Origin of the sequence: Rubritalea profundi (assembly GCF_002954445.1) — a bacterium.
Lineage (GTDB): Bacteria > Verrucomicrobiota > Verrucomicrobiia > Verrucomicrobiales > Akkermansiaceae > Rubritalea > Rubritalea profundi.
This window is the reverse complement of the sequence record NZ_MQWA01000001.1, coordinates 1787027-1811769: the sequence shown is the minus strand read 5'-3', so window position 1 is coordinate 1811769 and position 24743 is coordinate 1787027. Positions and strand designations below refer to the sequence as shown.

At 50.7% G+C, this 24743-nt stretch carries 18 protein-coding genes and 1 pseudogene; 8 read left to right on the top strand and 11 right to left on the bottom strand.

Features of this window, described 5'->3' with window-relative positions; genetic code table 11:
- Nucleotides 1-54: 54 nt before the first annotated feature.
- The 3 genes from BSZ32_RS07980 to dapF all read left to right on the top strand — a co-directional run bounded on the left by BSZ32_RS07980 (nucleotide 55) and on the right by dapF (nucleotide 2349).
- Nucleotides 55-624, top strand: coding sequence for a hypothetical protein (locus BSZ32_RS07980; protein ID WP_105042953.1), 570 nt, complete (start codon nucleotides 55-57; stop codon nucleotides 622-624).
- Between the two features lie 69 nt (nucleotides 625-693).
- Nucleotides 694-1506: a tryptophan synthase subunit alpha gene (gene trpA, locus BSZ32_RS07975; protein ID WP_105042952.1), complete on the top strand. Its 813-nt coding sequence runs from the start codon at nucleotides 694-696 to the stop codon at nucleotides 1504-1506.
- A 30-nt stretch (nucleotides 1507-1536) separates the two neighbouring features.
- The gene (dapF, locus tag BSZ32_RS07970) at nucleotides 1537-2349 is read left to right on the top strand and encodes a diaminopimelate epimerase (RefSeq protein WP_105042951.1); all 813 of its coding nucleotides are present in this window, start codon (nucleotides 1537-1539) and stop codon (nucleotides 2347-2349) included.
- Nucleotides 2350-2411: 62 nt separating this feature from the next.
- Here dapF and BSZ32_RS07965 read toward each other — a convergent pair whose 3' ends face one another.
- Nucleotides 2412-3614, bottom strand: coding sequence for a hypothetical protein (locus tag BSZ32_RS07965; RefSeq protein ID WP_105042950.1), 1203 nt, complete (start codon nucleotides 3612-3614; stop codon nucleotides 2412-2414).
- Between the two features lie 153 nt (nucleotides 3615-3767).
- Here BSZ32_RS07965 and BSZ32_RS07960 point away from each other — a divergent pair, with 153 nt between their 5' ends.
- On the top strand, nucleotides 3768-4226 hold the full coding sequence (locus BSZ32_RS07960) for an outer membrane lipoprotein (protein ID WP_105042949.1): 459 nt from the start codon (nucleotides 3768-3770) through the stop codon (nucleotides 4224-4226).
- Nucleotides 4227-4285: 59 nt separating this feature from the next.
- On the opposite strand, the gene BSZ32_RS07955 is transcribed toward BSZ32_RS07960, so the two are convergent.
- The 5 genes from BSZ32_RS07955 to BSZ32_RS07935 form a co-directional block, all read right to left on the bottom strand.
- The gene (locus tag BSZ32_RS07955; RefSeq protein ID WP_129589657.1) at nucleotides 4286-9613 is read right to left on the bottom strand and encodes a hypothetical protein; all 5328 of its coding nucleotides are present in this window, start codon (nucleotides 9611-9613) and stop codon (nucleotides 4286-4288) included.
- A complete protein-coding gene (locus tag BSZ32_RS07950; protein WP_129589656.1) occupies nucleotides 9610-11175 on the bottom strand; it encodes a hypothetical protein in 1566 nt (521 codons plus the stop codon). The genes BSZ32_RS07955 and BSZ32_RS07950 overlap by 4 nt, the downstream gene beginning before the upstream one ends.
- 81 nt (nucleotides 11176-11256) lie before the next feature.
- Entirely contained in the window at nucleotides 11257-13350 is a 2094-nt protein-coding gene (locus BSZ32_RS07945; RefSeq protein WP_105042946.1) for a YfbK domain-containing protein, read from the bottom strand.
- A gap of 110 nt (nucleotides 13351-13460) precedes the next feature.
- Nucleotides 13461-14594 carry a hypothetical protein gene (locus BSZ32_RS07940; protein ID WP_105042945.1) on the bottom strand — a complete coding sequence of 378 codons (1134 nt, stop codon included), beginning with the start codon at nucleotides 14592-14594 and terminating at the stop codon, nucleotides 13461-13463.
- Nucleotides 14595-14616: 22 nt separating this feature from the next.
- The gene (locus tag BSZ32_RS07935) at nucleotides 14617-15144 is read right to left on the bottom strand and encodes an RNA polymerase sigma factor (protein WP_105042944.1); all 528 of its coding nucleotides are present in this window, start codon (nucleotides 15142-15144) and stop codon (nucleotides 14617-14619) included.
- A gap of 129 nt (nucleotides 15145-15273) precedes the next feature.
- Here BSZ32_RS07935 and BSZ32_RS07930 point away from each other — a divergent pair, with 129 nt between their 5' ends.
- Nucleotides 15274-15783 (top strand): M50 family metallopeptidase, encoded by a 510-nt coding sequence (locus tag BSZ32_RS07930; RefSeq protein WP_105042943.1) that lies wholly within the window; start codon nucleotides 15274-15276, stop codon nucleotides 15781-15783.
- Nucleotides 15784-15801: 18 nt separating this feature from the next.
- Here BSZ32_RS07930 and rseP read toward each other — a convergent pair whose 3' ends face one another.
- Nucleotides 15802-17280, bottom strand: a complete 1479-nt coding sequence (rseP, locus tag BSZ32_RS07925) for an RIP metalloprotease RseP (RefSeq protein WP_105042942.1) — start codon at nucleotides 17278-17280, stop codon at nucleotides 15802-15804.
- 106 nt (nucleotides 17281-17386) lie between these two features.
- Here rseP and BSZ32_RS07920 point away from each other — a divergent pair, with 106 nt between their 5' ends.
- Nucleotides 17387-18415 (top strand): hypothetical protein, encoded by a 1029-nt coding sequence (locus BSZ32_RS07920; RefSeq protein WP_105042941.1) that lies wholly within the window; start codon nucleotides 17387-17389, stop codon nucleotides 18413-18415.
- A 146-nt stretch (nucleotides 18416-18561) separates the two neighbouring features.
- On the opposite strand, the gene BSZ32_RS07915 is transcribed toward BSZ32_RS07920, so the two are convergent.
- The 3 genes and pseudogenes from BSZ32_RS07915 to BSZ32_RS07905 all read right to left on the bottom strand — a co-directional run bounded on the left by BSZ32_RS07915 (nucleotide 18562) and on the right by BSZ32_RS07905 (nucleotide 21308).
- Nucleotides 18562-19524: a 6-phosphofructokinase gene (locus BSZ32_RS07915; protein WP_105042940.1), complete on the bottom strand. Its 963-nt coding sequence runs from the start codon at nucleotides 19522-19524 to the stop codon at nucleotides 18562-18564.
- Between the two features lie 177 nt (nucleotides 19525-19701).
- Nucleotides 19702-20342 (bottom strand): annotated as a pseudogene (locus BSZ32_RS07910) (DUF1287 domain-containing protein).
- A gap of 213 nt (nucleotides 20343-20555) precedes the next feature.
- Complete coding sequence (locus tag BSZ32_RS07905) at nucleotides 20556-21308, bottom strand: PIN domain-containing protein (RefSeq protein ID WP_105042939.1); 753 nt, start codon at nucleotides 21306-21308, stop codon at nucleotides 20556-20558.
- Nucleotides 21309-21410: 102 nt separating this feature from the next.
- On the opposite strand from BSZ32_RS07905, the gene BSZ32_RS07900 reads away from it, so the two are divergent.
- The gene (locus BSZ32_RS07900; protein ID WP_105042938.1) at nucleotides 21411-21926 is read left to right on the top strand and encodes an NADPH-dependent FMN reductase; all 516 of its coding nucleotides are present in this window, start codon (nucleotides 21411-21413) and stop codon (nucleotides 21924-21926) included.
- Nucleotide 21927: 1 nt separating this feature from the next.
- A complete protein-coding gene (locus tag BSZ32_RS07895) occupies nucleotides 21928-22392 on the top strand; it encodes a hypothetical protein (RefSeq protein ID WP_105042937.1) in 465 nt (154 codons plus the stop codon).
- A 45-nt stretch (nucleotides 22393-22437) separates the two neighbouring features.
- Here BSZ32_RS07895 and BSZ32_RS07890 read toward each other — a convergent pair whose 3' ends face one another.
- Entirely contained in the window at nucleotides 22438-24522 is a 2085-nt protein-coding gene (locus tag BSZ32_RS07890) for a M3 family metallopeptidase (protein ID WP_105042936.1), read from the bottom strand.
- Nucleotides 24523-24743: the final 221 nt, after the last annotated feature.

Sequence of the window (24743 nt, the reverse complement as noted above, 5' to 3'; positions counted from 1 at the left end):
GCTCAATTCGAACTTTACCCAGGCGAGCCATTGCTCTAAAATTCGCCAATTATAATGAAATTCATCGCGCTGGCACTATTCTTTTTCATATCACTAGGTCATGCTGATGAAGTTCGTGATTCTCCTGATGGTAAGTATGAGGTCATATATACGTCTAAGATACTATATGAAGATAACCTGACCATTAGGATGAAGTCAGGGGGGAAGGTTATATGTCGAACCATTGCCTCTACGTATGAACCGAATAGATTTATCGAGCTGATTTGGAGTCCCGATTCAACATTGTTGGCTGTAATTAGTGGTGGGACTAAAACCACATCCGAAGTCAGGATTATCCGATTTCATAATGATACCGCTGAAGAACTCAAATTACCTGATTATCACCAGAATATTTATGGGCGTCACAAGCGGTTGAAGGGAGGGAGGGATTCATTTGCCAAGCACCTAAGGTGGGAAAATAATGTCCTATCTTTCGATAGTGAAGGAAGTTGGACAGAGTGGGTAAGTAACCCATCAGATTTACCAGAGGATTGGTATGCGTATTCAATCAAGCTGACTATTGTTGACGCACGCGTGAGCTTAGCGGAAGTTAACTTAAAAAATAGGGTTAACAAGAGAAGGTGATGATAGCATCCTTGCTAAAGACTGCATATTCAGCTTGAAAATCAGCCCAACCAGAGCCAGCTTTCTTTCATGAGCAACCGCATCGATACCACTTTTCAAAAGTTGGCCGAAACTCACACTCCAGCCTTCATCGCGTACGTCGCTGCGGGTGATCCAAACTTGGAAAAGTCTCTCGAAATCATCCGTGGTCTTGCAGACGCGGGTGCCGACGTGATCGAGCTAGGCGTTCCTTTTTCCGATCCACTGGCCGACGGCGTAGTCAACCAACTGGCTGCTGAGCGCGCGCTCAAGGCCGGCACTACTTTCGTGAAAATTCTTCAATTGGTTCGCGACTTCCGCGAGACCCACGAGACTCCGATCGTGCTCTTCACTTACCTCAACCCGATTTACACATACGGTTTCGAGAAATTCCACAGCGACGCAGCAGCGGCTGGTGCGGATGGCGTGCTCTTGCTCGACCTTCCACCGGACGAAGTGAAGCACAACAAAGAGCTCGCGGCTCACGAAGGACTCAAGCACATCACTCTGATTGCTCCGACTTCTCCAGAAGAGCGTATCGCAGCACTGGCTCAGCAATCCGAAGGCTTTATTTACGCGCTTTCTCGCTCCGGCGTGACTGGTGCGCAGGCGGCACCATCTGCCGCGATCGGCGACACAGTGGCCCGCATTAAGAAGTACACTGACACGCCTGTTTGCATTGGCTTTGGAATCAACACACCTGAGCAAGCTGCTATGGTTGGATCCGTTTGTGATGGAGTTGTCGTAGGCTCATGCATCGTCAATCAGGTAGCAGAAAATGCTGACTGTGCTGACGTCGCGGCCAAAGTCGCAGCCTTCACCACCCCGCTCATCCAGGCGTCTAAAGGGCTCCTAACCACCTAGTTTTCAAATAATCTATAACACCTCACTGTTATGCTAAATTTCACTAAAATGAATGGCGCGGGCAACGACTTCGTTGTCATTGACAACCGCGATCTAAAAACAAATCTCACCACCGCACAAATCGAGCTGCTTTGCGACCGCCACCGCGGTGTTGGAGCCGATGGCCTGCTCGCAGTAGAGCCTGCCGAAAAGGGTGCTGACTACAAGTTCCGCTACTACAACGCGGACGGTGGAGAAGCTGAAATGTGTGGCAATGGTGCCCGCTGTTTTGGCGCCTACACCGCTCAACTTTCTTCGTCTCCAACAAAAGAGCTCGTTACTTTTGAAACCATTGCTGGAACACTCAGCGCCGAGCTTATCGGCAGCAATGTTCGAATCGCGATGTCTGATCCATTCGACCTCGAAATGAATACGGCAGTTGAACTCGAAGACCTCAATCAAGTGCATTTCGTCAACACTGGCGTGCCGCACGCTGTAGGCTTTGTCGATGACCTCCCGGCTCTCGATGTTCTGGAAAATGGTGCGGCTATCCGCTATCACAATCGCTTTGCGCCTAATGGCACGAACGCGAATTTTGCGGCAATCATCGCAGACGACCACATTGCTATCCGCACTTACGAGCGCGGGGTGGAAGGTGAAACCCTCGCTTGTGGCACAGGCATGTGTGCTTGCGCGTTGTTCCACCACATCCTCACCGGTGCTCAGTCGCCAGTGAAGGTCGACGTCGCTGGCGGCGACACGCTGGAGATCGGCTTCGAGCCAGTTGGCGATAACAAGTTCACCAATGTCACACTCACTGGCCCAGCAGACTTTGTCTTCAGCGGCAAGACTGACCTCGTTTAAAGTCTCACTAGATTTAAACCCTTTCAATGCCCAGTCTGTATTTCACAGCTGGGCATTCTTTTTTAGCTGAACTTGATTTTCACCCCACGCTTGCGCCAGCCCTTGGTGATATCAGCCTCTAGCTCCTCGAAACTACGTCCAGCGCGCAGCACCTCGATAGCTTCTTCGCCGGTCTTTCCAGCCTTCAAGGCACGCAGGAAGTTTTTGATGTTTTCTCCGTCCCCCTCGCCATCGTAGTGGTTGAAATAGGTCACTAACAGAGCACCAAGACCGTAGTTGAAATTGCCATTTGCTCCCGCAAACTGGCTGTAGCTCATCATCATAAATTGCTTCAAATCTGGAGCATTGATTTCTGTTCCTAAGTTTCTGCCACGGCCATCTTTCTTTGAAAAATTGGTCACGTATTGCTCGATTGCTGACTCCGCTTTATTCGCACTAAACTTGCCACTGCGATAGGGTGTCGCGGCGATGTATTCCGCCATCCCTTCGCTAAACCAGCCACGTGCTCCCTGCGCGTAGTATTCACGGTCCGTCACTTGGTGGGTGATTTCGTGTGGCAGTGTTTTATTTGTTTTATCGTAATCGAGTGCCCAGCTGCTCCTACGCTTGATCAAGCCCAAGCTAGCGCAAGGAACCATGATCACATCCTTCGAAGACACGTACACACCAGCGGAGCCCTCTGGCCCACCAGCACGATGATACGAGCTCATCGTGTCAAACAGCATGACCTTATAATTTGCACTCTTTTTATGGGATTTCAAGCTCGCGTAGGGCATTTGCTGCACATAGAGACGTGTGGCTTCAAACAACATGGCGAAACGCTTCACCACCACTTTACTCAGCTTGGTATTACTTACAAATTCATAGTTCTCACTACGATAAATAAACGTATTCTCTGGGCCCGCTTCCACCTCAATCTCCATTCCCACATCGGCAGAAACCAGTTCTGGCCACGGGATGTTAAAATAAGATTCGACCTCAGCATTGCTTGGCTTACCAGGATTTACCGTCTGCTTCTTATCCGTAGCAGCAGCCTTTGGCTCCCAGCCAGTCACGAAGTTGCGGTCCGCCTGAGAAAGCTTTTTTAGCGGTATCTCTACAGACTTCCCCTTCACATCCACCTTCACTTTCGTGATGTTTTTAGAGATAATCTCCCCATCGATCTTGCGGCCCTTCACATCTGTCCATGTCCGAGCTCCCACATAGAGAGCTGAGGATAAAAACAGGCTCGAGCCGATACAAATTGACGCAATTGGGAATTTCATAAAAAGGGTAAACTACTTAAAAAATAACTCATCTAGACATTTTGTAAACTGATAATGGTAAATACGACCAAAGAACGGAAGGCTGCTGGTTGACAGCAAAATCACCTCATGCCACTTGCACAAAAATTAAAGAAGTGTAGTCTAGAATGATCTATGAAAAAGCTACTTATCCTCGCTAGTGCAGCGCCGTTACTTTTCGCCTCCTGTGCTCAACAATCACTCACTGGCGACACCTATTCGCGCGGTGAAGCTGGACGCGCTCAATCTGTAAGCACTGGAAAAATCACTTCTATCCGCAATGTCGCGATCCAAGGTAACAGCGCAGCCGGAGCGATCATCGGTGGTATTGCTGGTGGTGTGCTCGGTAATGAAATCGGCAGCGGCAGCACAGCTAACACGCTCGGTGCTGTAGGTGGTGCAGCCGCAGGTGCCGCTCTAGGCTCACGACTCGAGCAGTCCATGGGCACCAAGCAGGGTCTCGAAATTACTGTGAAACTCGACAGCGGCCGCAGCATCTCTGCTGTTCAAGAAGTCAATAAGCGCGAATCCTTCAACGTCGGTGACCGCGTCCGCGTTCTCAGTAACGGCTCCACCACGCGCATCACCCGCTAAAAAAATCCTTCTCAAATTCATGCCCTGCACCAATCACTTGGTCAGGGCATTTTTTATGTCTACGCAGCAGTCTTGCGGAGTAAAAGTAGCAGTAGCGCAGCGGCAAAGAGAATGACTAACAGGCCGATCACATGGCCGGCTCCGTAATTGCTAGGGTGCTCTATTTCTAACTCCAGCACGAGTGGCATGTCTGGGTTGAGTTGGCTGGCACGGCTGAAGTGGAGTAACGCACCGGCTTGTGGCAAGGTGACTTCGATGGTTTGAGCAGCTGGTTGGGCGGCCAATTGTTGGCTCACCATACGGTCAGCAATACGCTGCATGGCATCTCGCTCTTCAGCGGAGTTACCCATCAGCAACTGCTCCACCTGCTCAGGCTGGTAGTTGTCTTTGCCTTGAAACAAGGGGTTATTATTCGCGGCTTCTTCAAAAGCGTCATTGAAGTCCACCATGTTGCCCACCGACTTATTTTCAAGATAGAGCTTCTGGCGGCGGGTATTGAGGCCCATCATTGCCTGCTGGTTGCGCAGGTTGCGGAGCTGCACTCGCGCATCTTCGTTAGAGGCAGCATCCACCGCACGGTTCTTAGATACTTGGCTGAGCACTTTCTCAGCCTTCTTATAGTCACCACTAGAAATCCAGCTATTCGCTTGATCAATCTGCACTTCTGCGAGTTCAGCGAGCTGTTGCTTCTGGCTAGTCATCGAAGTCTGATATTCCTTCATGCCGTATGCTACGCCATCACCTTGGCCGCCCATAAAGTCGAAGGCATCCCCTCTCCCCGTGAGACGATAGCCCTCGGGAAGGCTGACAAACCAATCAATCTTCTCCAGCGGCGCGCTAAAGCGTGGCCCTATCAGAGAAATCTGCTTACTTGCTTTGCCAGTGCCAAGCGTGCGGTACATCAGCTTCACTTCAGCACGCTCATCATCTTCCGCTCCAGCGGTGACGTAAAAGAGCTGCTCGCTCCCTTGGCTCACCACTTCCACGCTCTCGCCATTGACTGTCACGCTGAATAGCTGGGCTCCTTCGGGGAGAGTCGCACGCATCGTGTCCTTCTCGACCACTCGCACACTGAGCTCTGCCAGAGTTAGGGCGGATTGATCCGCGCTAAACAGGCTGGTGAGCTTGCTCTCTAACACACGGAGCTTTAGGGTTTTCGCAATTTCGTGACGTTTGACAGCGACAGCCAAAGGTGCTTCGGGTTCTGAGAGTAGGTAACAAAGTGCTGGCACGCTGCTGTCCGCCTTGTTGCGCAATTTTTTAGGAACTGCTGACCAATCACTGGCGCGCCATCCGAGCACATCGGTCGCACGGATGTCGAGTCGGCCACTCGAGCGAACAGTCACATAATGTTGGACCTGACGTACACCATCTAACAGCACTGGACGAAGAAGCTCTTTGCCGTCGCGTTGATCCACAGAGCGTTGGAATTCGACTTCTAAAGCAGTTTTACCGATAATTCCACGGCGCAAGCGCAGCTCCCATTTGTCGTCCTCTACTTGGACCATTTCCTTCACCGATCCACCGCTGGCACGCACGGTCTTAGCTTCATCCACAGTCAAACCAGGTAACCGAAGGTGCAGCACTTTGACAGCGGCATTTTCAATCACGTAGTCGAGGCTGAGTCGAGTGCGGGTTTGGCCTTCGCGCAGGCTCATTTCTTGCAAACAAGTAGCACGCACCCAAGGGTCGAGCTTCTCAATACCTAACTTTAAGCTCCAATCTGACTGGAGCAAACGGAAGGCCAAATCTCCCTTGCGGTGAGTGCCGCTCTGGCGGGCATCTTGCTGAGTCACATGCTGCCGTTTGACAACTCGCACCCGGATTCCTTGTTCCGGTACAACCAGAAGTTCGCCAGTCTGGCGCATGGCGTGGAGTAGCTCCACATGCGGCACCACCCAGTCGGTCACGCTGCCCTTCATCACTGGAGAAACCCCGGTAAAGCTGAGGTGAAATTGCTGCTTTCCTAAGGTCCGACCAGTCAATTGGAGCAGAGCATAGCGCTTTCCATCGGTTTCAATCTCAGTCCAATCGCGCAATGCTGAGCCGCTGATAGATTCTACTTCCATCCCGTCTGGGATCACGCAGCGAAGCTCAAATACACCCGCACGCACGATCTCTACATCTGTGGTCACAGCCAGCAACATACGCTCTTCACCGAGTGAGAGTCGTTGTTTAGAAATGACTCTAAGTTCGGCGGCAACTGGGTCAATTTGTAGATTGAGCTGAGCTTTGTCCTTACCGTATCGGTACACTTTTTGCAGAACTGCGTCACCATGCTGGCCCCTCGCTTGCTGCCACAGTCGAGCGTTAAAGTCAGACAAGTTTGCTGTCGCCAGAGCCTGTGGCTTGAGCGCGTCTGGCTGCGCATCATTTCCGAAGGCTAGAGCTAACACGCCTACTACAGAATCGGCCTCACGCACACGCAGTGGACTCAGGGCCAAAACCTGTGGCAATGTCTCCATACCGCGCTGAGTCTGCACTAACAACGAGAAGCGTTTCGATTGTGCTTCGGTCAATTGCACGCTGAGCACACGCGTCTTTGGATCAAATCGCCAATCTTCCAAGCGCTGCCCAAGTACGTCGCCCACCATCATACCCTCAGGTACCTCGATCGACAAATGATCTAACTCACCACTGACTGGCCGGATCGAAAGACTATGCCAGCCATCCACGACTCCTGGTGAAGGAATGTAGAGGTCGGCACTCTCGACGAAGAAGCGGGTTTCCTCAGTCTTCGGGTCGCGTCCCATCGGCTGGAACTTGAGCTGGATCGATTTGATCGGAGCAAAACGCATTTTAGCGGTGCTACTCTGGGCGTTTTCTACCACCTCGTGGAGAATCGCCTGATCTGAGGTGATTTCCCAGTTTGCACGGTCTACAGTCACCTGCATTTGGCGAAGCGCACTGCCACCAGTCGGCACGGTCCAGAGTCTATCAGCGAGTCCTTTGACTGGCATTTCATAGCGCATTTTAGCACTGATCAAGCCAGTACGCTCGGCCACTAAAACCCATTGTACTTTTCCTTTAGTTGTCAGCTTATTCACCCGAGTTCCCTCTGAAATAATCGAGGTGAGACTAGCAGGGGCCTCTACTAGTAGAATGCTCTCACCGGCATTCGCCTGCCACAGGACATCGGCCTCGGCGTAGACTCGCTCGCCGCGGACATCCCAGCGTTGCTCAATAGAGTCAGCCACCTCGGCGGCATCGGCTGAGCCTGGCATCATCGCCATTCCTAACACGATTAGTGCAGTCACAGCCATCTCACGCACCACCCGCGCGGCGCGGCGAATTTTGGCACCATTCATCCATTTCCAGCCAAGCTGAAGCATCAATAGTCCAGCGACTAGGGCTAGCACTAAGAAGAATGGAATGGCTCCTCCACGTTGACCTAATAAGCCTAAGCCAATAGCGGTCATCGCTATGCCACGGACCAAAGGAGGCTGTAGCGCACTCAGGAAAACGCTCGCTACCAAGGCGAGAGTTCCTGCTGCTGCCACGAGCGTCCATGTTGTGGAACGCATTGCTGATGACTTCGGTTGATTAGAAAGCTCTAACACCACTGCTTGGTCAGGTGAAACGACTGGAGCCACTACTTCAAATGTCTGGGAGTTGACTCGACGATGTTTTTTAGCATCCATCGAAGTATTCAGAGAGATCACCGCCGCAAGCACCAGCCAGAGCGCGCCGATCCATGGTTTCCAGCCGCCAGATCCAGCACGGCCACAGGCCCACGATCCAGCTAACAGCAGCAACAATGAGCCAACTAAAATGATCATTCTAGATTGAATCCACTCGAAGCCAGTTTCCGTGAGATTCGGTTCCACAGGCAAGACATTGCCGCCCACAACATCAAGAAGGTAACCGCGATCTGAGCGCACTTTCCATTCGCTGATGACCACTGGAGCCGAGAGCACAGGGACAGCAATCACTGGCCTGCTCGGGTTCTCAGAAGCACCACCGTAGCGGAGTTCCACTTGCACAGGAGCATTTGGATCCACTTTTGCTGGCAGTGGTAGTAGGTAGATTTCTCCATCCTTCCTCGCATTCAGCGCGTGGCCATCTGCACGCACTTCTAGTAATTTGGCATTCGCAGGGAGACGCATTTCTAGCGCTTTACGGCCACGAGTTTTCACAAAGAATTTGGCTTCCGTCACCACTTCACCATCGCGAGAGACCTGGGTGCTCAAGCTGGCAAAATCCACCACCTGCGCGACGGTATTGCTCGGAGCATACCACTCGATTTGCAATTGGAGATCGAAGCCACGTGTTGCGTACTGCCAAGAGGCCAGCGAAGGGGCCGAGCTCATCAATCGGTATTCGGCGGGTAATTCCGTGGCTCCGAGCTTGAGTAATCCACTAGAGACTTTGACGCTTTGTTTCACCTGGGTAGGGCTCACCACTTGGATGAAGCCGCTTTCGCTCTTCGCATCCAATGGTTGGACTTTTCCAAGATCTATCACGCCACCACGTGCGCTCATCGGCTTTTCAAAGGAAACTAACAATGTAGATCCGCCAAGGGTTGGCTGGTGCAGAGTCACCACCAAGACATCTCCCTCTTGTCTCCAACTCCGGACATTTTGCCCTTCCACCATCACATTGCCAATTTCCCCTTGCTCACCGAGCTTGGGAACTTTGATTTTCCATTCATGCATCGGTGCTCCCACTACGAAGTAATTCACTAACACACTGCCATAGGCCATTCCTTCCTTCAGCGAGTAGAGGTGGAAAACGTCAGCCTGGACACTTTGCTCCAGCGCCTCGATCTGCATCGTCGCACTCCAGTCCGCTTCGCGCAGGCGGAATGCTTGCTGTAAATTCGGGCTCTTGTTTGGGAAATACGCGAGTGGCATTTCCACCAATTTATCGACAGCGGAAGAAACAACCCTCCAGCCGAGCGCAGCTTCCACGCCGAGGTTGCCTCGGACAGTCTTCGCCTGAGGGTAGGACAACTTCACCAAACTCCATTCTCCCTCAGCTGTCGCCACGTTGCGCGCTAGGCGCACCTTGATCAACTGGCGGCCCATCACCGCTTTTTTAAAAGTCACTTTGAGCGAGCGTTGCCCATCGGTCACGGTACGACCCACCACCATTTGTCCCATGTCGGCACTGGTCACACTGGCGACCGCGTAGTCTGCCGGAATGCGCATTTCCCACTCGCGGAGAGGAGCCTCGCGGATGTCTAATTCCACATCGGCATGCAGTTCGCGGTCGGTTTCTGAAAGCTTGTAAATGAGGACTTCATTGACTGAAACTTCAGGTAAAATCTGGTCAGCCATCACCTCCCAGCTGCGCTCAGCTGCGGGAAATCTATAGACAAAAACTTGCTTACCTGCTGGAGCAGAAAAGCCAACTTCGGGAAATTGGGTCGGCGCTAGCTGCATCATCCATTGTGAGAAGACACCCCCAGTTTCACAGCCCCACGGTTACTCAGCCGCACATAGCCAGCATGGCGCATCGCTCCCACGGGAGTGATCTGTAGCGGCTTCACCTTCGCTGGGAAGTTACCGATCGGGTGTTGGGTGAGGATGGTGATTGAGCCCACATCGGTGCGCTCACCATTGAGGACGATTTCTAACAACCTCTTGTCCCCTTCCTTTTTCACCATCCAGCTTCCCACGTGTGGGCCTTGGAGATCGAGCACATCGCCCGCTCCATCTAGCTCCATTTGTAGTTTAAGCATTTTCCCTTGGAGCACTTTGGTGTCGATCTGAGTGCGCTCACGCAGCATTCCCGCGCCGACCTGCACATCGACTAATGCCTGAGTGGTGAAGAATAATTCTCCTGAGCTATCTTTACGCTGTGGTTTCCAACGCAGCAGACACTGACCACTTGCGGGCAGATAAGTCTGCCATTGAGTCACACCTGCAGCACCATCCACCTCAGTTTCACCGAGTAAGAATCTGCTTTTCTCCGGCACGCCCGAGAGGCTCACTGGCACCACTGGTGCATGGGGAATACGGAAACGAAGACCGGTCCAGCCACTAACTTGCTCAAGGCTCACTGCAAATTCTAGGTCGAGATCGTAGTTCCCGTTTTTTTCAAACTCTATTGTGTAGCGGGTGCTATTTTTTTCTTTCCCACCACTGGTTAGAGCAAAGCTATATCCATTCCCTAGTGGGGATTTTTGCAAAGCCATTGGTCCAGTGACGAGTTCGATCGAGCCACCATCTTCATCACGCACGACGGCATCTCCGGTGAGGTGAACGATGGCGCTCAGCCCGTCCTCAGATGCTTTTGCTTCCACGTTCAGATTGCGCAGTTCGACTTCAGAAAAGGCTGAACCCGCTTGATTGAACCTGGCTTCTACCCTGCTGGCTCCTGAAGAAACTAGAGATTTGCGAACACGCTGCTCGATTCTTGAGAGTGCTACTGGTTGGCAACCATCAGCCTTACTGAGCTCCACATGCGCTCCAGCATCCCATTTGATATCTAACTGGTGTTGGAACCCGCTAGCCTTCGCTGGCCCGAGTGTTAGTACTTTTACCAATGCGTCTTCACGCTTAAACACGCGCGCAATAACTACCTCCAACGATTTCGCTTTAGGGTTCTTTGGGATAAGGTCGAGGAAGACTTTATTGCCAGAAGGATTTTTCCGCACCGACCATGACTCTAACTGAGCACCTACGACTTGGAGATCTGAAATATTTCCGACTAACTCGAGGCTAAGGAGCTTTGGCTCACCCTGCACCACATTGAGGGTCACATTGATCGATTGCTCAATCTTGGAGTTGCCTAAGTGCACATTATTCTGAGCTTTAGCTGTGTAGAAGACTGGGGCTGCGGGAGGAATGCCTGTCACGGAAATCACCGTTTTCTTAGCATCTTCTGTACCGACTGAGACATTGTCCTGAGACAGCGCCGTCATAGAACTGAGTCCTATGACAGCGCCCACACAGTAACGACTCACACGAGCCACCTTGTTACTAACACACACGAAATTATTCATACTTCTTTTCATACCAAAAAATGGGGGTTCATATTGTAAAGGGTTTGTAATTTGTCAGCCGGAGACACACAACTTGGAGGATTATTGTTGGGCCTTGCGGACCATTTGAAGGAGTTCTTTGACTTTCTTGTTTCCTGAATACTGAGAGTTCAGGTCGCCTAACACATTACTTATCTGGCTAAAATCTACAGTGCCACCATCGCTCTGGTGCAGTTTCTCACCGAGTAGTCCTGCGACTGCGGCGAGCTGGATAGAAGGCTTCGATTCAGCGAGTGATTTGGCATTTCCCTGATAAGGGATCGTCCAGCTTCGTTCGACCATTTCGCCAGTTGCCATGTCCTGGAAGCGGACAAAGACGGTGCCTAGGGCGCCAGAACCATCTGCCAGCGTCTCGATCTGGTAGAGCGCGCTGCCGCTTTCCTCAGCAGCCATTTCAGCAGCATCCACCGCGTCATTGCGGAAGTCTTCTTTTTTAAGTCGATGTTTCTCAAACCCTAGCAACTTATATTTACCCACTCTGTCGGGGTTAAAGACCAACTGGACTTTTACATTTTTTGCAGCAGGTCGCAGTGCGCCGGCGATCTGTTTACCAAAGCTTTCGTCGGCGTCTTCTGGTTTATCGAGCACGTAGTAGCGCCCGTCACCTTTGCGTGTGAGCGCTTCCAGGATTCCGTCATCCAGCCCGTCAAAGCCGATTCCACAAGCATCAAAGGCAATTCCAGCATCACGCATTTTCTCGACCATCGCGGTCATATTCTCTGGATTCGCATCGCCGAGGTTTGCCGCACCATCAGTGAGTACCACGATTCGGCTCTGCACGCCCCTCTTCTGTCGTGCTAGCAAATGCTGCTGTGCGACCTGCACCGCTTGCTCAAGATTGGTTCCTCCCTCGCTGGGGCGGTTCTTCATTACTTTGACTAACTCGCCAGCACGATCGCCGCTGAGGCCATCGACTAACAGCCGAGTATCGCGGGCAAAGCTCATCAGGCTCACACGGTCATTTGGACCGAGCTGTTTGCCGAGCTCCTCCATCGCACGCAAAGCCGTGGCTGCGCGGTCAGGACGCTCCATCGATCCTGACTGATCGAGCAATACCAAGAGGTTGAGCGGAGTCGAGCGCCCTTGGGCTGCAGTGCTCATTGAGACTCGAAGTAAATTCCGTTGTTGTACGAATGGGTGCACCGCTTGCTCCTGCACACAGGCCACTTTCTGAGCCATGCTCGGCTTTGGATCGCCGTAGTCAAAGGCATTGATGAATTCTTCCGTTCTTACTGATTCGGCAACAGGCCACTCGCCACGCTCTAACAAAGCTGCCTTAGCGAGCTTGTACGAAGCATCACTGACATTCAGCGAGAAAGTTGAGTGGGTCTGATCAGTCGCCGATATTTCGTCGACTACAGGGATTTCTTCCTGCTCTTCTAATTCCTTAAGCCTTCCATTGAGATTGGCATTTTTCTCATCCTTCTCTAGGGCCCACTTGAGGACAACCTTAGCGTCCGCCAGCTTGCCTGCACTCTTCAAATCATCTGCTAACGCGATCGAACCATCAACAAGGTGGCCTGTGTAGCCGCGTCGACGGTCTACCACTGCTGGACCAGAAGGGAGCATGTTTAGAGCTTTTTCATAGGACTTTACAGCAGACTTGTAGTTGCCTTCGGCGTAGAGCTTGCGACCTCTGAGTAAAACCGCATCGCTCTCTTGCACACCGGCAGCACGACGCGCCATTTCTTTCTGAACAAGGCTCCGTGATCCAGTTGAGTTTGCTAGTGATTCATCCTCTTCATTGAGCTCCACCTCAGAAAGCATTTGCTGTCGAGCTGCTTCGAGTCGCTTATTCTTGGCTAGCGGGGCATCCGTAGAACCTTTTTGCTTTGAATCGAAATCCACGGTTGGAGGCACAGCAATCTCCCACGCCCTATCTACTTCCATCAGCAACTCGGCGCGTGTTTGGTCGTAGGCGGCGCGGTAGTAGTCAGACTTGGAATTAGGAATTTTTTCCAAACCACGACGAGCCGCTTTGTTATAGCGGTCTTTTCTTAAGACCTCTTTGAATTCCTCTTGAGCTTCGTCGTATTTTCCGAGGTTTATATAGCCCTCACCTCGGTAGAGGTTCTTCCTGACTGCTTCTGACTTTGATTTTTTAAACTCTGACCCATCACTGGGAGCATCTTTCAAACTCTGAATCCTCACTGCGTCAGTGTCAGATGTACTACCGAGAGACAGCAATATCGGCCTATTTAACTTTGGGCTTTCAAGCCTCTCTGAAGCTTTCAAGGCGTCAAAGGTTAGTTCGTCGACCGCAGCTTCTTGGCATAGACAGATCCTTCTATCACAATCTGGCGACTTTCTTGATCTGCACTTTTCAAGCCGCTGTCACCTGCGATGGCATAATCGCCTGAGCGCTTGCCGACAGAGATAATATTAGCCACATTCGGAGAGGTATCTCCATGAGTGGTTCCAAATCCTCCGCCACCAGAACCATCACCGTCGCCCCAGCCACCTCCGAAATCGTCTCCATTGCCAAAATCTAGAGAAGGTTCTGCCACTGCAAAATCTGGGACTGGGACCGCTGTTGAGCTACTGAACCGAGAACCAACGGCCTTCGCCATGCTTGAGCTAGGAGCCGACGGCTTGCGCTCTATTCCTTGAGCCATTTCTGGCCTATCAACAGATTTTTCATCAGCGAAGAATCCATTACTTGCCTCAGCCTTCTTACTAGGCATCTTGGCCTTTTTCCCTACTACGCGTCTCCTCTCCTCCGTGACGACGGGGCCACTCTCCTCAGCAAACGCATCATACTCCGTAGGGTTGATGAAACCTTTTTTATCCTCTAACTTGTCGATCAGTGTCGCTGGATTTTTTGGAAAAACCGCGCCATCAGAAGCAAATGGGTCATCTTTGTATTTTATTTTAGGGAGAACCCTTTTTACCATCTCTATCTCGCCTTCTAATTCACTCTGCTCATCGGATTTATAAGCAGCACTGTACGTAATGATCTCGAGTGGAGATTTAACATTCTTCATCATTCTCACAGGGAACATCACAGCCATGATGAACAAAGTAATCAGTAAGCAGGCGGCGATGCTCATGATGCTGCGCCATTGGTAACGGCTTGTGTTAGATTCCTTCTGGGCTGCTGCAGGAACCACGAGCTCCGTCGGCTGGCCGAGCTTTCCGAGCACGCTATTGCGGCGCTCGGTAGAGAGTTTCCAGCCGGCGTCATCATCTTTCTGTACCGCCGAGTGAATACCACCATGGAGTTCACTCATCTCTAGGTAAAATTGTTTCAAGCCCGAGTCCTCGGCGATCATCCGCTCGAGCTCGGCTTTTTCGAAGTCACTGGCTTCGCCTAACACCATGGCCACAATGCGCACTTCTACCTCTGGGTCGCGCCACACACCTATTGTTTCATCTTTCATGGTCGTTGTTTCCTTTCTAAAATTATTCTGCGCTATCTACTCCCACACGCTTGAGCCCGTCGCCGAGCGATTTGAGCAGGTGGTGGAGCCGGTAGCCGACATTCCCTACGCCGATGCCCAGCTTCTCGGCGATGTTTGCGTAGGATTGATCTTCTTCATACTTCAGCCGGATCAATTCACGATCCGGCTCCGACATTTCGGCCATCAAGGCCCGCAACTGAGCGGCCACTTCTAACCGGCGGGTTTGTTGGTCTGGTAGAACTTGCGATTCCTGATGGGGTTCCTCCTCGCTCAGCGACTCGCGTTTGTGTTTACGCAGGTGGTTGAGTGCTAGATTCCGCACCGCTCGGTAGAGCCACGCTTTCGGTTGTTCGACATCGTTCCAATGTTGGTGGGCCCGCATGAAGGCCTCTTGCACCAGCTCCTCGGCGACCTCGCGTCGGCGTACAAAAGAATACGCATAGCGGAGTAGCGGCGACTCTTCATCGCGAAAGCAGCCTTCTATAGACTCTTTCGGGGCGCAGGCTTCGGCTTGTTCGGGAGTTCCCATCAACTAACTGTATTGGCACGGGGGTCATTGTTTTGTGACATCGCGTTCTATTAAGTACGACACACCAACGAGGATATCCTTAGAACATTTTTGTTCTTTTTTCAGCAATAGAATATTTCGCCACCAAAAATGGTAGACACCTTAACCAAACCACTCTTTGCTTTATCCATTCCCACCATGCGCAAAGAACTCACAGCCTACCACGAAGCCGGCCACGCCGTCATGGCTCTGCTGATGGGGCGTTCAGTGCAGAAGGTTAGCATCATTCCCTCGCAGAATAGGCTCGGGGCTGTGACGATCCAGAAAGGGCGCAGCAAGCAGGTGCAAGACAAGCTCGAGGCTGAGATGCTGATCCTGCTCGCGGGCATGGCGGCGGAGGGCCGGATCTCTGGTCAATACAACCTGCAAGGGGCAGCGCAAGACCTACGGATGACCGAAAAGCTCGCGATGTCGCGCGCTGGCAATGCTAGACAGGCGACTAAGTTGATTCACAAAATGCTCGATAAAACCCAGCACCTGCTTTCCAGCAAAGGCACATGGGCGGCAGTCAAAGCGATTGCCAAAGAGTTACTAGAACACGAATCCATCAGCGGCCGCGCCGCCAAGCATCACCTAGAATTAGCGCAGTCTAAGTCTTAGTGCTGACCTCACACAGTTTTAAGCGCTCGGCTTGAGTGCTTTTTCGAGGTCCTCTTTCGACCACTCAGGAAGCTTGGGCGAGTCTTCTTCACGTTCAGGTGCAGATCTGACAAAGCTGGTGAAACTATCCTTCATGGTGACGTAGACAAACATCGTAAGCAGGAGCGCGACGAAGGTTGATTGGACTACTTCGAGCACCTTGGTGTTGAGTGGCTTTTTGCGGATCCATTCCATTGTCGCCATGGTGATGTGACCACCATCAAGCACTGGGAAAGGTAGCAAATTGAAGATCGCTAAGTTTACATTGAACAGCACCCAAAAGTAGAGCATGTGGCGGAATGGGTACTCACCATGAAAGATGTGGTATTTTACTTTACCAATGCCTACTGGACCTGAGAGATGCTGTACGCCGATGCTAGAGTCGCTCGAGGTCAAAGCCCCAATCGTCACCGCCATCATCCGGCTGGTCGCTGTGATTTGCTCCCATGGGCCAGGGTAAATCAATTCAGTCTTCTTCATTGATCCCTTGAAGCCCATGCCAATCATTGGTAATGCGTCTTTTTCAGGATCAAGTTTATAGTCATTGGACGGCAGCAAAGCCATCGTTTGAAGAGTGAGTTCTTTGCCGTCTCTTAGCACTGATACATTGAGGAGCTTGTTTGGGTTCTCCTGCAGGATGCTGGAAAACTGACTGCTACTCCAAATCTTCTGACCTTCAATACTGAGCACCTTATCTTCGACCTCAAAGCCGCTGAACTCCGCTGGCCCGCCTTTAAATAGACTTCCTACGATGACATCTGAAATGGGCCCAATACCGATCTGACGCACACCATCACGCTTGGTGAAGTTGCTCGCCTGTTCCACATAATATCCAGTCACAATCTCCATCTCGCCGACTCCTGGTCGTTCGATCGTGAGAGTAATTTGTTCTCCGGTACTAAAAACGATTCGCTCAGCAATCGAGTCAAGGCTCCCGCCGAAGCCTTTCACTTCCTCGCCATTGATCTTGATAATTTTATCACCCTCTTTGAGACCGGCCTTGGCAGCAGGCATCTCTGCTGCGACGTAGCCGACTGTCTGGGTTTCTAGCATGTCCTTTGGCTTGCCCACTTGCCAGATGACCACAGCAGCAGCGATAGCGAGTAAGAAGCTGAACAGTGGCCCGGCAAAGGCGACGATGATTTTATCCAATGGTGAGATCGGTGGCAGCGGATTCTTTCGGTCGCTGTTGCCACCTTCGATCGACTCCATCGGTGCCATTTGTGGTAGAGCAACGAATCCACCAGCGGGGATTGACCCCAATCCGTATTGAACGCCATTGATGGTTTTTTTCCAGATTGGCTTACCGAACCAGATCTGGAAACGCTCGACTTCAAGCCCACGCCAGCGTGCGGCCATGAAGTGCCCGAGTTCGTGGACGAAGATGATAACATTGAAGCTGAAAACAACAGCGAGAATGATTCCGATGTTCTTAAGGATTGTCAGAAAGGTTTCCATAAATATTGATGGAGAATCTACGCCTAAAAGTGCCAATGACAAGAGGATACCTCAATTTCCTTCATCGACCTATTGACTCACCAGATATTTAAGCCATCATGTAAGTATGGCATTCCGTATTGATAAGGCGATAGTGAAGGGCTGGATTGACAATACCACACCCGGTATTACTCGAGGCGGCCTTGAAATCAAGGGGATGGAGCGACCTGTGAAGATCCTGCTCCGAGGAAATTGTTGGCGAGATTTGGCCGGCACGCGGATCGATTTCACCAATCCGCACCCAGAACTACAAGAGGAACTCATCGATCAACTTCACAACCTCCAACGCGGAGTGATCGGTGATATGACAGCTTCCAAAAAAATCAAAATTCCACTCATCACCCCAGAAGAAATTGAGGAATTTGGTCTCGAAGAAAAAGACATCTCATTCGGCTGGAAAAATGCCCTCAGTCTCGAGTGGTTCAGCTTAGTCAATGGTCGAGTCATGCTCGAAACCACTGGATACGACGTGCGTATTTCGACCCACCAATGGGAGCTCGATCAGGCCGGTGAAAAAAAGCAGCGGCGCGACAATGCCATGGCCATGGAGCACTTTATGGAACTCATGCTCACCGCCTCGGAAGCCCAGTCAGAGGTCAAAGAAATCGAAGGCGAAGTCGACGAATTTGAATGGGAAAAGCGCCTCAGAGTGCGCGACACCCTTGAAGAGGCAGCCTGGTTCCTCGGTGAAGGGCCTCGCCCAGAAATTGATGCGGACGACTATGAGATCGAAGAGGTCAGTCTCAATGGACGTGAACCCGTCGTCCAACATGCCATTCTAGTTCAGTCCCAAGCGCTCGATCTACTAGGCGACGCTATGCTTGATCAAGGCCCAAGGAGCGAACTAGCACTCTCGACCGCCTATATTTTCGATACCCTCGATGAAACCTGGCCCGAGAAACCACTAGAACTTGAAGATGGCTACATCGTCGCGGTACTCAAACGCGCGCTCGAGGCGTGTAATAGCGCCGTCGCAGCCTGTAACACCTTGACCATGGAAGACGATAAATTCGAAGACCTCCGCGTCCACGTGTTCCACCTCAGGAACCTCATCATCGACAAATCTCATGAACTGCGCGGCCCAGAAGACGAGTAAACCAAAGTAGGTGGTTTTTGACCGTAAATTAGACAGATTACTTTACTCGTCTGATTCCGGAGCAAAGAATCAGAACTACTCCAATGGCTAGTGCAAAAAAGCCAACGCATGGACTGCGTTGGCTTTAGAATTTTTAAGCCCGCAGCTTACTTGCTGAGGTGCTCACAAAGCTGCAGGATATCTTTATTGAGTTCCACCTTGGTGCTATTCACTGTCTCAATATCCACAGAGCCCATGGTTCCATCCTTGTAGATCATGATCTTGTTGGTGTTACCTGCTATGAGTGAGTCCACAGCACTCACGGCAAACTTGTAAGCCATGATACGGTCACGCACTGTTGGCGAACCACCACGCTGGACGTGTCCGAGGACGGTAAGTCGAGCGTCCATGTTGAGGTTCACTTTGATCCAACGTGTCAGGTACTCAGCCATGTTGGTGCCTTCAGCTACGATAGCTAAGATGTAGCCACGGCCATCTTTCACATCCTTGCGGAGGCGCTCGCCCATGGCGTCGAGGTCGTACTCTAGCTCTGGAACGATACAGATCTCGGCTCCGCTAGAAAGCGCACTGACCATAGCGAGATAACCACAATGGCGACCCATGGTTTCGATCACGAACGCTCGGCTAAAGGAAGTAGCCGTGTCACGGATAGAGTCGATACTATCGCGGATCATGTTCAGGGCTGTATCGACACCGAGACAATAATCAGTGCCCGGAATGTCGTTGTCGATGGTTGCTGGGATACCTGCAAATGGCACGCCGAAGTCAGCATAAAATTGGTTGAGAGCGGCAAATGAGCCGTCGCCACCGATGACGATCAGCTTGTTGATGCCGTGTTTTTGGAGGTTTTCATACGCTGTCTTACGGTGCTCGTATTCAAAAAATCGCTTGGATCGTGAAGAACGTAGTACTGTGCCTCCACGGTGGAGGATGCCCGAGACATCCTCTCGCTTTGCTTGTGCAATATCTCCATCGATCATACCACGAAGGCCGTTGCGAATAAGAAATGGCGTGAGGCCTTTTTTACGTGCGTAATCCACGGCACTTTTTACTGCAGGGTTCATTCCGGCGGCATCTCCGCCGGATGTCATAATTGCGATACCTTCCATGTGTCTAAAAAAATTGTTTGTGGTGAATTCTGAGACGCTTACACGGCCCGCGGGGATACCTATAGCGGTTTATCGATAATTGCAAGCAGTCCAACTATCGAAATCTCTTCTACTACAGCTTGATTAATTTAGTCCAATCATCCCAATCAATTGTTAGGGTGAGAAGCTAAGCCTGAGTTACTTGCCGTAGCGATAATGGCCTACTATATCGTGGTCTAATAATGTATTTTCCCATTTGGTGCCGTCCCCTTGCTTATGCACGACCCAGCGCTCATCACGTCGAGATCCAGGTCCGGGCACAACCACCGCGATGTGGGTCTCACCATCAGGTAAACGCCAAGCCACAATGTCACCAAAGCTATAATCTGAAGGCACTCGAGATGCTGGAATCTCCAGCCCATTGCGTACTAGAAAGCGCTGTAGGTTAGGAACCCTACGGTGATCAATGTTTGTATCTGGTTGTTTCTGCCCCCAGAGCTGCGGGTAGAGTCGGAAGTTATCGCGTATATCTTCGTGCACTTGCTGCTGCAGGTCGATACCTACTGCTCGGTAGCTGCGGACTAGCACATCAGCCCCACTCCTTTGCCCTCGGGCACATCGCCCATTGGGTAGGCAATCGAATAATACGAGCCATCGTAAACACTCGGAGTTTGTGTTCGCTTCAATGCTGCTCCAGCCAAGCGTTCACCAAAATTCTCGCTCTCAATCAAATAATCAATCGCCAAGCTCGCCTTATCAACTGTTGCGACATCTTGCTGGGTCTTCACGTAGTCCGCAAAGGTCGGCCAAGCGAAGTAAGACACAAATAGCCCAGACATAAGTAGAATAACCCAACCGCCTAGTACCGGTTTGCGTTTCTTTTTTTGGGGGATCGGGCCAATGTATTCGATCGCGGTCATTGAATGACTTTTGTAGGTCGTTGAACCTGTTTAACTACCCTCTCGGGAGAGGTAATCTACTTATAGTCATACGTGACTAAGTTTCAATCTTTTTCATCTAACTTAATTTATTTTTTAAATATGCTCAATGCTTCAATCTTCCACTTTGCTAAGGTCCATAGAATAAACTATTTTATTATCGGCCACTGAAAAATACTTCAATCGCTTCATGCTATCCATCAGCAAGCTGGCTAGTTCAGCATCAATCGCTAAGCTACTTTCCAACCAATGTAAAAGTGAGCTTTCTTTCGTTGGCCAATTTTTTTCTGGAGATTTCTTGAAAGCCTTCAAAGCAGAAATCCGAGCCTCCATCAAATTTTGGGCATTTCCTTTGATTTGGATCTCTCCTCCTTCATTGGTTTTCTCCGTTACTTTTTTATCTACCTCTTTTGACGTCGCTTTCTTCACCGCTTTTTTAGATGCCTTCTTTGTTGTCGTTTTTTTCGTTGCCGCTTTGACGGCCTTCTTCACAGATTTTTTAGCCGCTTTCTTAGCCTGTTGGGCAGCCTGCTTCACCTTCTTACACTTTCGCCCGAGTGTTTTCATGTGGCCTATGATTCCATCAAACCCCGTGTCATTGGAAAAAACCACGAATTCTACATTTTCGTCCACAAGCTCGTGATACCTCCCTAGATACAAGGCTAGGTGGAAATCGAGATTGTCTTTAGCGCTCTTATCGATTCGGACGATTTCTATTTTGGGCACCTTACCTACAGCAATACTCGCTAGATCGATATTGACCTTCTTATCTTTCGGTCCACAAAACAAAATCACCCATTCGTAATCGCTCAATTTTAGAGCATCCAATGAGTTCACATTTTCATAATCAACAAATACCCATTTCATATGTCAGTTACTCTACATTTCCCGTTAGAACTCTACCATTATAAAATCCCTCAGATTTTAACCTTCCCCAGCCACAGTGGTGGACTCTAACGTGTACTTTCTATGAAGATACTTTCCTTTGGAGCCTCTACCAGCTCATCGTCGATCAACCGCCAACTCGCTAAATACGCAGCGGGTAAAGTAACTGGAGCCGAGATCACCGACCTCGATTTACGAAACTTGAGCTTACCGATCTATTCTTCTGATGAAGAAGAAGCCAACGGGATTCCAGCGGGTGCTCAACGCTTTCTCGATACGATACGCGCGCACGATGCGATCGTCGTTTCACTCGCCGAGCACAATGGCTCGTACAGTGCTGCTTTTAAAAACCTCTACGACTGGACCTCGCGACTTGAGCAAAAGCTCTGGTCCGACAAGCCGATGTTACTACTTTCCACCTCCCCAGGTCCACGTGGAGGAGCCACAGTGATGGAAGCTGCCAAAGCCACATTCCCTCGCATGGGGGCGGAGCTCAAAGCCAGTCTTTCGGTCCCCTCATTCTATGATAACTTCTCTAACGGAGAAATCACTAATGAAGCTTTGGCTTGTGAACTACAATCTGCTATCGACTCACTCTAAGATGAAATTACTACCACTTCTCAGCGTTTGCGCACTTGGCGCAGCCACACTCACTCTCAGCACAAGCTGTCGCGGCACAGTAGGAATAGGCTCAAGCTCAAATGCCTTTGCCTCCACTGAGATTCACAACTCATCACGCAGCAGCGTTGACTCAGCCATTCGTTCTGTTTTCCGCGAAGATGGTTTCTCGCTCGTTTCACAAAGCGGCAACACCTACCAATTCCAGAAATGGGGAGGACGCTCCACTGAAATTGTCTACGGCACATGGTTCACCGAAGGTGTCGCCGTCGAGCCTGAAGTCGAACTCGTCGTCCTCGGCAATGGCAACTACGCGGTGCTTTGCGATGTTTATATGCGCGAACATGGCTCCTCACTCATGAAGGCCAATCACCGTCTAGTCGCCAGCGGAAAGCTCGCCTACAACGGCATGATGAAAAAGGTGAAAAAGCGCGCTGAAGGAAAATAATCTAGAGCAAGAAAGAATGCCGAGCTTTAGCTCGGCATTCAAATTTTATGCTAATCCCGCACGTTCAAGCAATGGTGTGAGCTCTGGGTCGCGGCCCATGAAGGCGCGATAGGATTCATCCACCGGACGCGAGTTGCCACGTGCCAGAACTTCCGTGCGGAAGCTCATCCCTGTCTCAGTATTCAGGATGCCTTCTTCTTGGAAGCGAGTGAATGCATCGGCATCTAACACCTCTGCCCATTTATAGGAATAATAGCCCGAAGCGTATGCTACTGGACCTGAGAACAAATGCGAGAATCGGCGAGCCATAGTTGGCGATTCTGTCGCCATTGGCGCTCTGTAGTCAGCCAATATCTGAGCATCCACTGCATCGAGGTCTCCGCCTTTATACTGGCCAAAATTTTGATGTAACTCTAGATCGAGCTTTCCTAGTGCAAGCTGGCGCATGAAAACTGAAGCATTCATGTAGTTTCTAGCTGCCAACATCTTCTGGAATAGTTCCTCAGGAATCGTCTCACCGGTCTCATAGTGCCTCGCAAACATATCGAGCGACTCGCGATCCCAACAGTAATTTTCCATGATCTGCGAAGGAAGCTCTACGAAGTCCCAAGGGACATTCGTGCCTGAAAGCGACTTCACCTCCACATCACCTAACAAATGATGCAGCAAGTGACCAAATTCGTGGAAGATGGTCTCAACTTCTCGGTGATCTACCAAAGCAGGCTTATCGCCCACAGGCTTGGTCATATTTCCGATCATCAATCCTAGATGAGGCTCACGTGCTCCACCATCAGCAGCGGGTCCACCAGTTTTGAGCGAGTTCATCCACGCGCCACCACGCTTAGTCGGGCGGGGATGCCAGTCGGCGTAGAACGAGCCGAGCAACTCACCAGTCGCAGTGTCCTTAATATCGTAAAATTTACATTCTTCATGCCAGACCTGAATCTTGCCCTCTTCATCTTTACCAAAGACTGCTTCTCTCTCAGCGATCTCGATACCGAAAAGTTTAGAGGTGATGGTGAACATTCCTTCCATCACGCTATCCACCGGGAAATAGGGACGCAGTGCTTCGTCGTCGAATGCGTATTGCTCTTTACGGCGTTTTTCAGCCAGGTAGCCAGTCTCCCATGGTTCCAGTGGTGCTGAAGCTCCACCCGTTTTCCCCGCTTTAAAGTCTTGAAGCTCCTGAGTTTCCTTAAGAAATTTTTGTTGGATTTTACCGTGGAGGTCTTCAGTGAAGTCGAGCGCAGCCTTGCCAGTCTTGGCCATACGGCGCTGGAGGATGAGATCTGGGAAGGATTTATGTCCCAAGATTTCAGCTTTTCGCTGGCGAAGCTCAAGAATTTCCCAAATCAAGTCGGTGTTATCGTACTCGCCATCACGGCCAACTGTGCAGTTCGCCTGCCAAATTTCTTTGCGCAAGGAATCATCCTCACCGTGTTGCATCACAGGTCCCATTGATGGGTGCTGTAATGTGAAGCGCCACTTCGGCTCGTCTTCAGAACCATGGCTATTTTCCAGCGCATCTAAGCGAGCCGATTCCTTTGCCATCTCAGGTAACCCAGCGAGGCGCGCTTCATCATGAATCACGATCTCCCACGCGTTAGTAGAATCCAATACATTCTCGGAGAATTTCTTTGTCTTTTGTGAAAGCTCAGCATCAATCTCTGCAACTTCAGTCTTCTGACTCTGGTCGAGGTCTGCTCCAGATTGGATAAAGTCTGCACACGTCTCCTCGATGAAGCGCTGCTTCACGGAACTCAGAGCTTCCGCGGCGGCACTCTCAGAAAATGCCTTCAGCGATGCCCAGATCTTAGCATCTAAAGCAATCTGTGAATAGAACGCCGAAACCTGAGAAAGCATCGCATTCATCGCAACCCGTTGCTCAGGGTTATCATCGACACTATCTAGGTGGCTCAACCTCCCCCAACCGCGCTCCAGCTCTTCGGCCGCTTTTTCCAAAGCGCCGAAAGTAGTAGCGTAACTCACTTTTCCCGCAGGAAGATTGCGGATAGCGTCTAGCCTTTGCTCAGCGAGCTCAAGTGCTTGTTTGATGTCGGCCTCGATGTGCTCTGGGGTCAAAGTTGACCAGCGAATATGGTAGTCGTCAGATAGAAATGGGTGCTGCATAAAATCTCGTTTTTTGATATATTCCACTAAAGCTGCTTTATCCCATTTGTCACCTAGGAAGATGACAAAAATAAGGATTCCCCATTCCCCTCATAAACCATGCCGCCATTGAGATTCCTTTTACTTATTTCACATGGATAAACGTGACAGAGACTGCCAGTGGTTCTTCCTTTTATTCTCGTGAAAATTTTCTACCCGTATATCTATCACTCCGCTGAAAA

What these genes read in the sequence shown, in the direction of transcription:
- BSZ32_RS07980 (WP_105042953.1), top strand. Translation starts at nt 55, where the DNA reads ATGAAATTCATCGCGCTGGCACTATTCTTTTTCATATCACTAGGTCAT.
- trpA (WP_105042952.1), top strand. Translation starts at nt 694, where the DNA reads ATGAGCAACCGCATCGATACCACTTTTCAAAAGTTGGCCGAAACTCAC.
- dapF (WP_105042951.1), top strand. Translation starts at nt 1,537, where the DNA reads ATGCTAAATTTCACTAAAATGAATGGCGCGGGCAACGACTTCGTTGTC.
- BSZ32_RS07965 (WP_105042950.1), bottom strand. Translation starts at nt 3,614, where the DNA reads ATGAAATTCCCAATTGCGTCAATTTGTATCGGCTCGAGCCTGTTTTTA.
- BSZ32_RS07960 (WP_105042949.1), top strand. Translation starts at nt 3,768, where the DNA reads ATGAAAAAGCTACTTATCCTCGCTAGTGCAGCGCCGTTACTTTTCGCC.
- BSZ32_RS07955 (WP_129589657.1), bottom strand. Translation starts at nt 9,613, where the DNA reads ATGATGCAGCTAGCGCCGACCCAATTTCCCGAAGTTGGCTTTTCTGCT.
- BSZ32_RS07950 (WP_129589656.1), bottom strand. Translation starts at nt 11,175, where the DNA reads ATGAATAATTTCGTGTGTGTTAGTAACAAGGTGGCTCGTGTGAGTCGT.
- BSZ32_RS07940 (WP_105042945.1), bottom strand. Translation starts at nt 14,594, where the DNA reads ATGAAAGATGAAACAATAGGTGTGTGGCGCGACCCAGAGGTAGAAGTG.
- BSZ32_RS07935 (WP_105042944.1), bottom strand. Translation starts at nt 15,144, where the DNA reads ATGGGAACTCCCGAACAAGCCGAAGCCTGCGCCCCGAAAGAGTCTATA.
- BSZ32_RS07930 (WP_105042943.1), top strand. Translation starts at nt 15,274, where the DNA reads ATGGTAGACACCTTAACCAAACCACTCTTTGCTTTATCCATTCCCACC.
- rseP (WP_105042942.1), bottom strand. Translation starts at nt 17,280, where the DNA reads ATGGAAACCTTTCTGACAATCCTTAAGAACATCGGAATCATTCTCGCT.
- BSZ32_RS07920 (WP_105042941.1), top strand. Translation starts at nt 17,387, where the DNA reads ATGGCATTCCGTATTGATAAGGCGATAGTGAAGGGCTGGATTGACAAT.
- BSZ32_RS07915 (WP_105042940.1), bottom strand. Translation starts at nt 19,524, where the DNA reads ATGGAAGGTATCGCAATTATGACATCCGGCGGAGATGCCGCCGGAATG.
- BSZ32_RS07905 (WP_105042939.1), bottom strand. Translation starts at nt 21,308, where the DNA reads ATGAAATGGGTATTTGTTGATTATGAAAATGTGAACTCATTGGATGCT.
- BSZ32_RS07900 (WP_105042938.1), top strand. Translation starts at nt 21,411, where the DNA reads ATGAAGATACTTTCCTTTGGAGCCTCTACCAGCTCATCGTCGATCAAC.
- BSZ32_RS07895 (WP_105042937.1), top strand. Translation starts at nt 21,928, where the DNA reads ATGAAATTACTACCACTTCTCAGCGTTTGCGCACTTGGCGCAGCCACA.
- BSZ32_RS07890 (WP_105042936.1), bottom strand. Translation starts at nt 24,522, where the DNA reads ATGCAGCACCCATTTCTATCTGACGACTACCATATTCGCTGGTCAACT.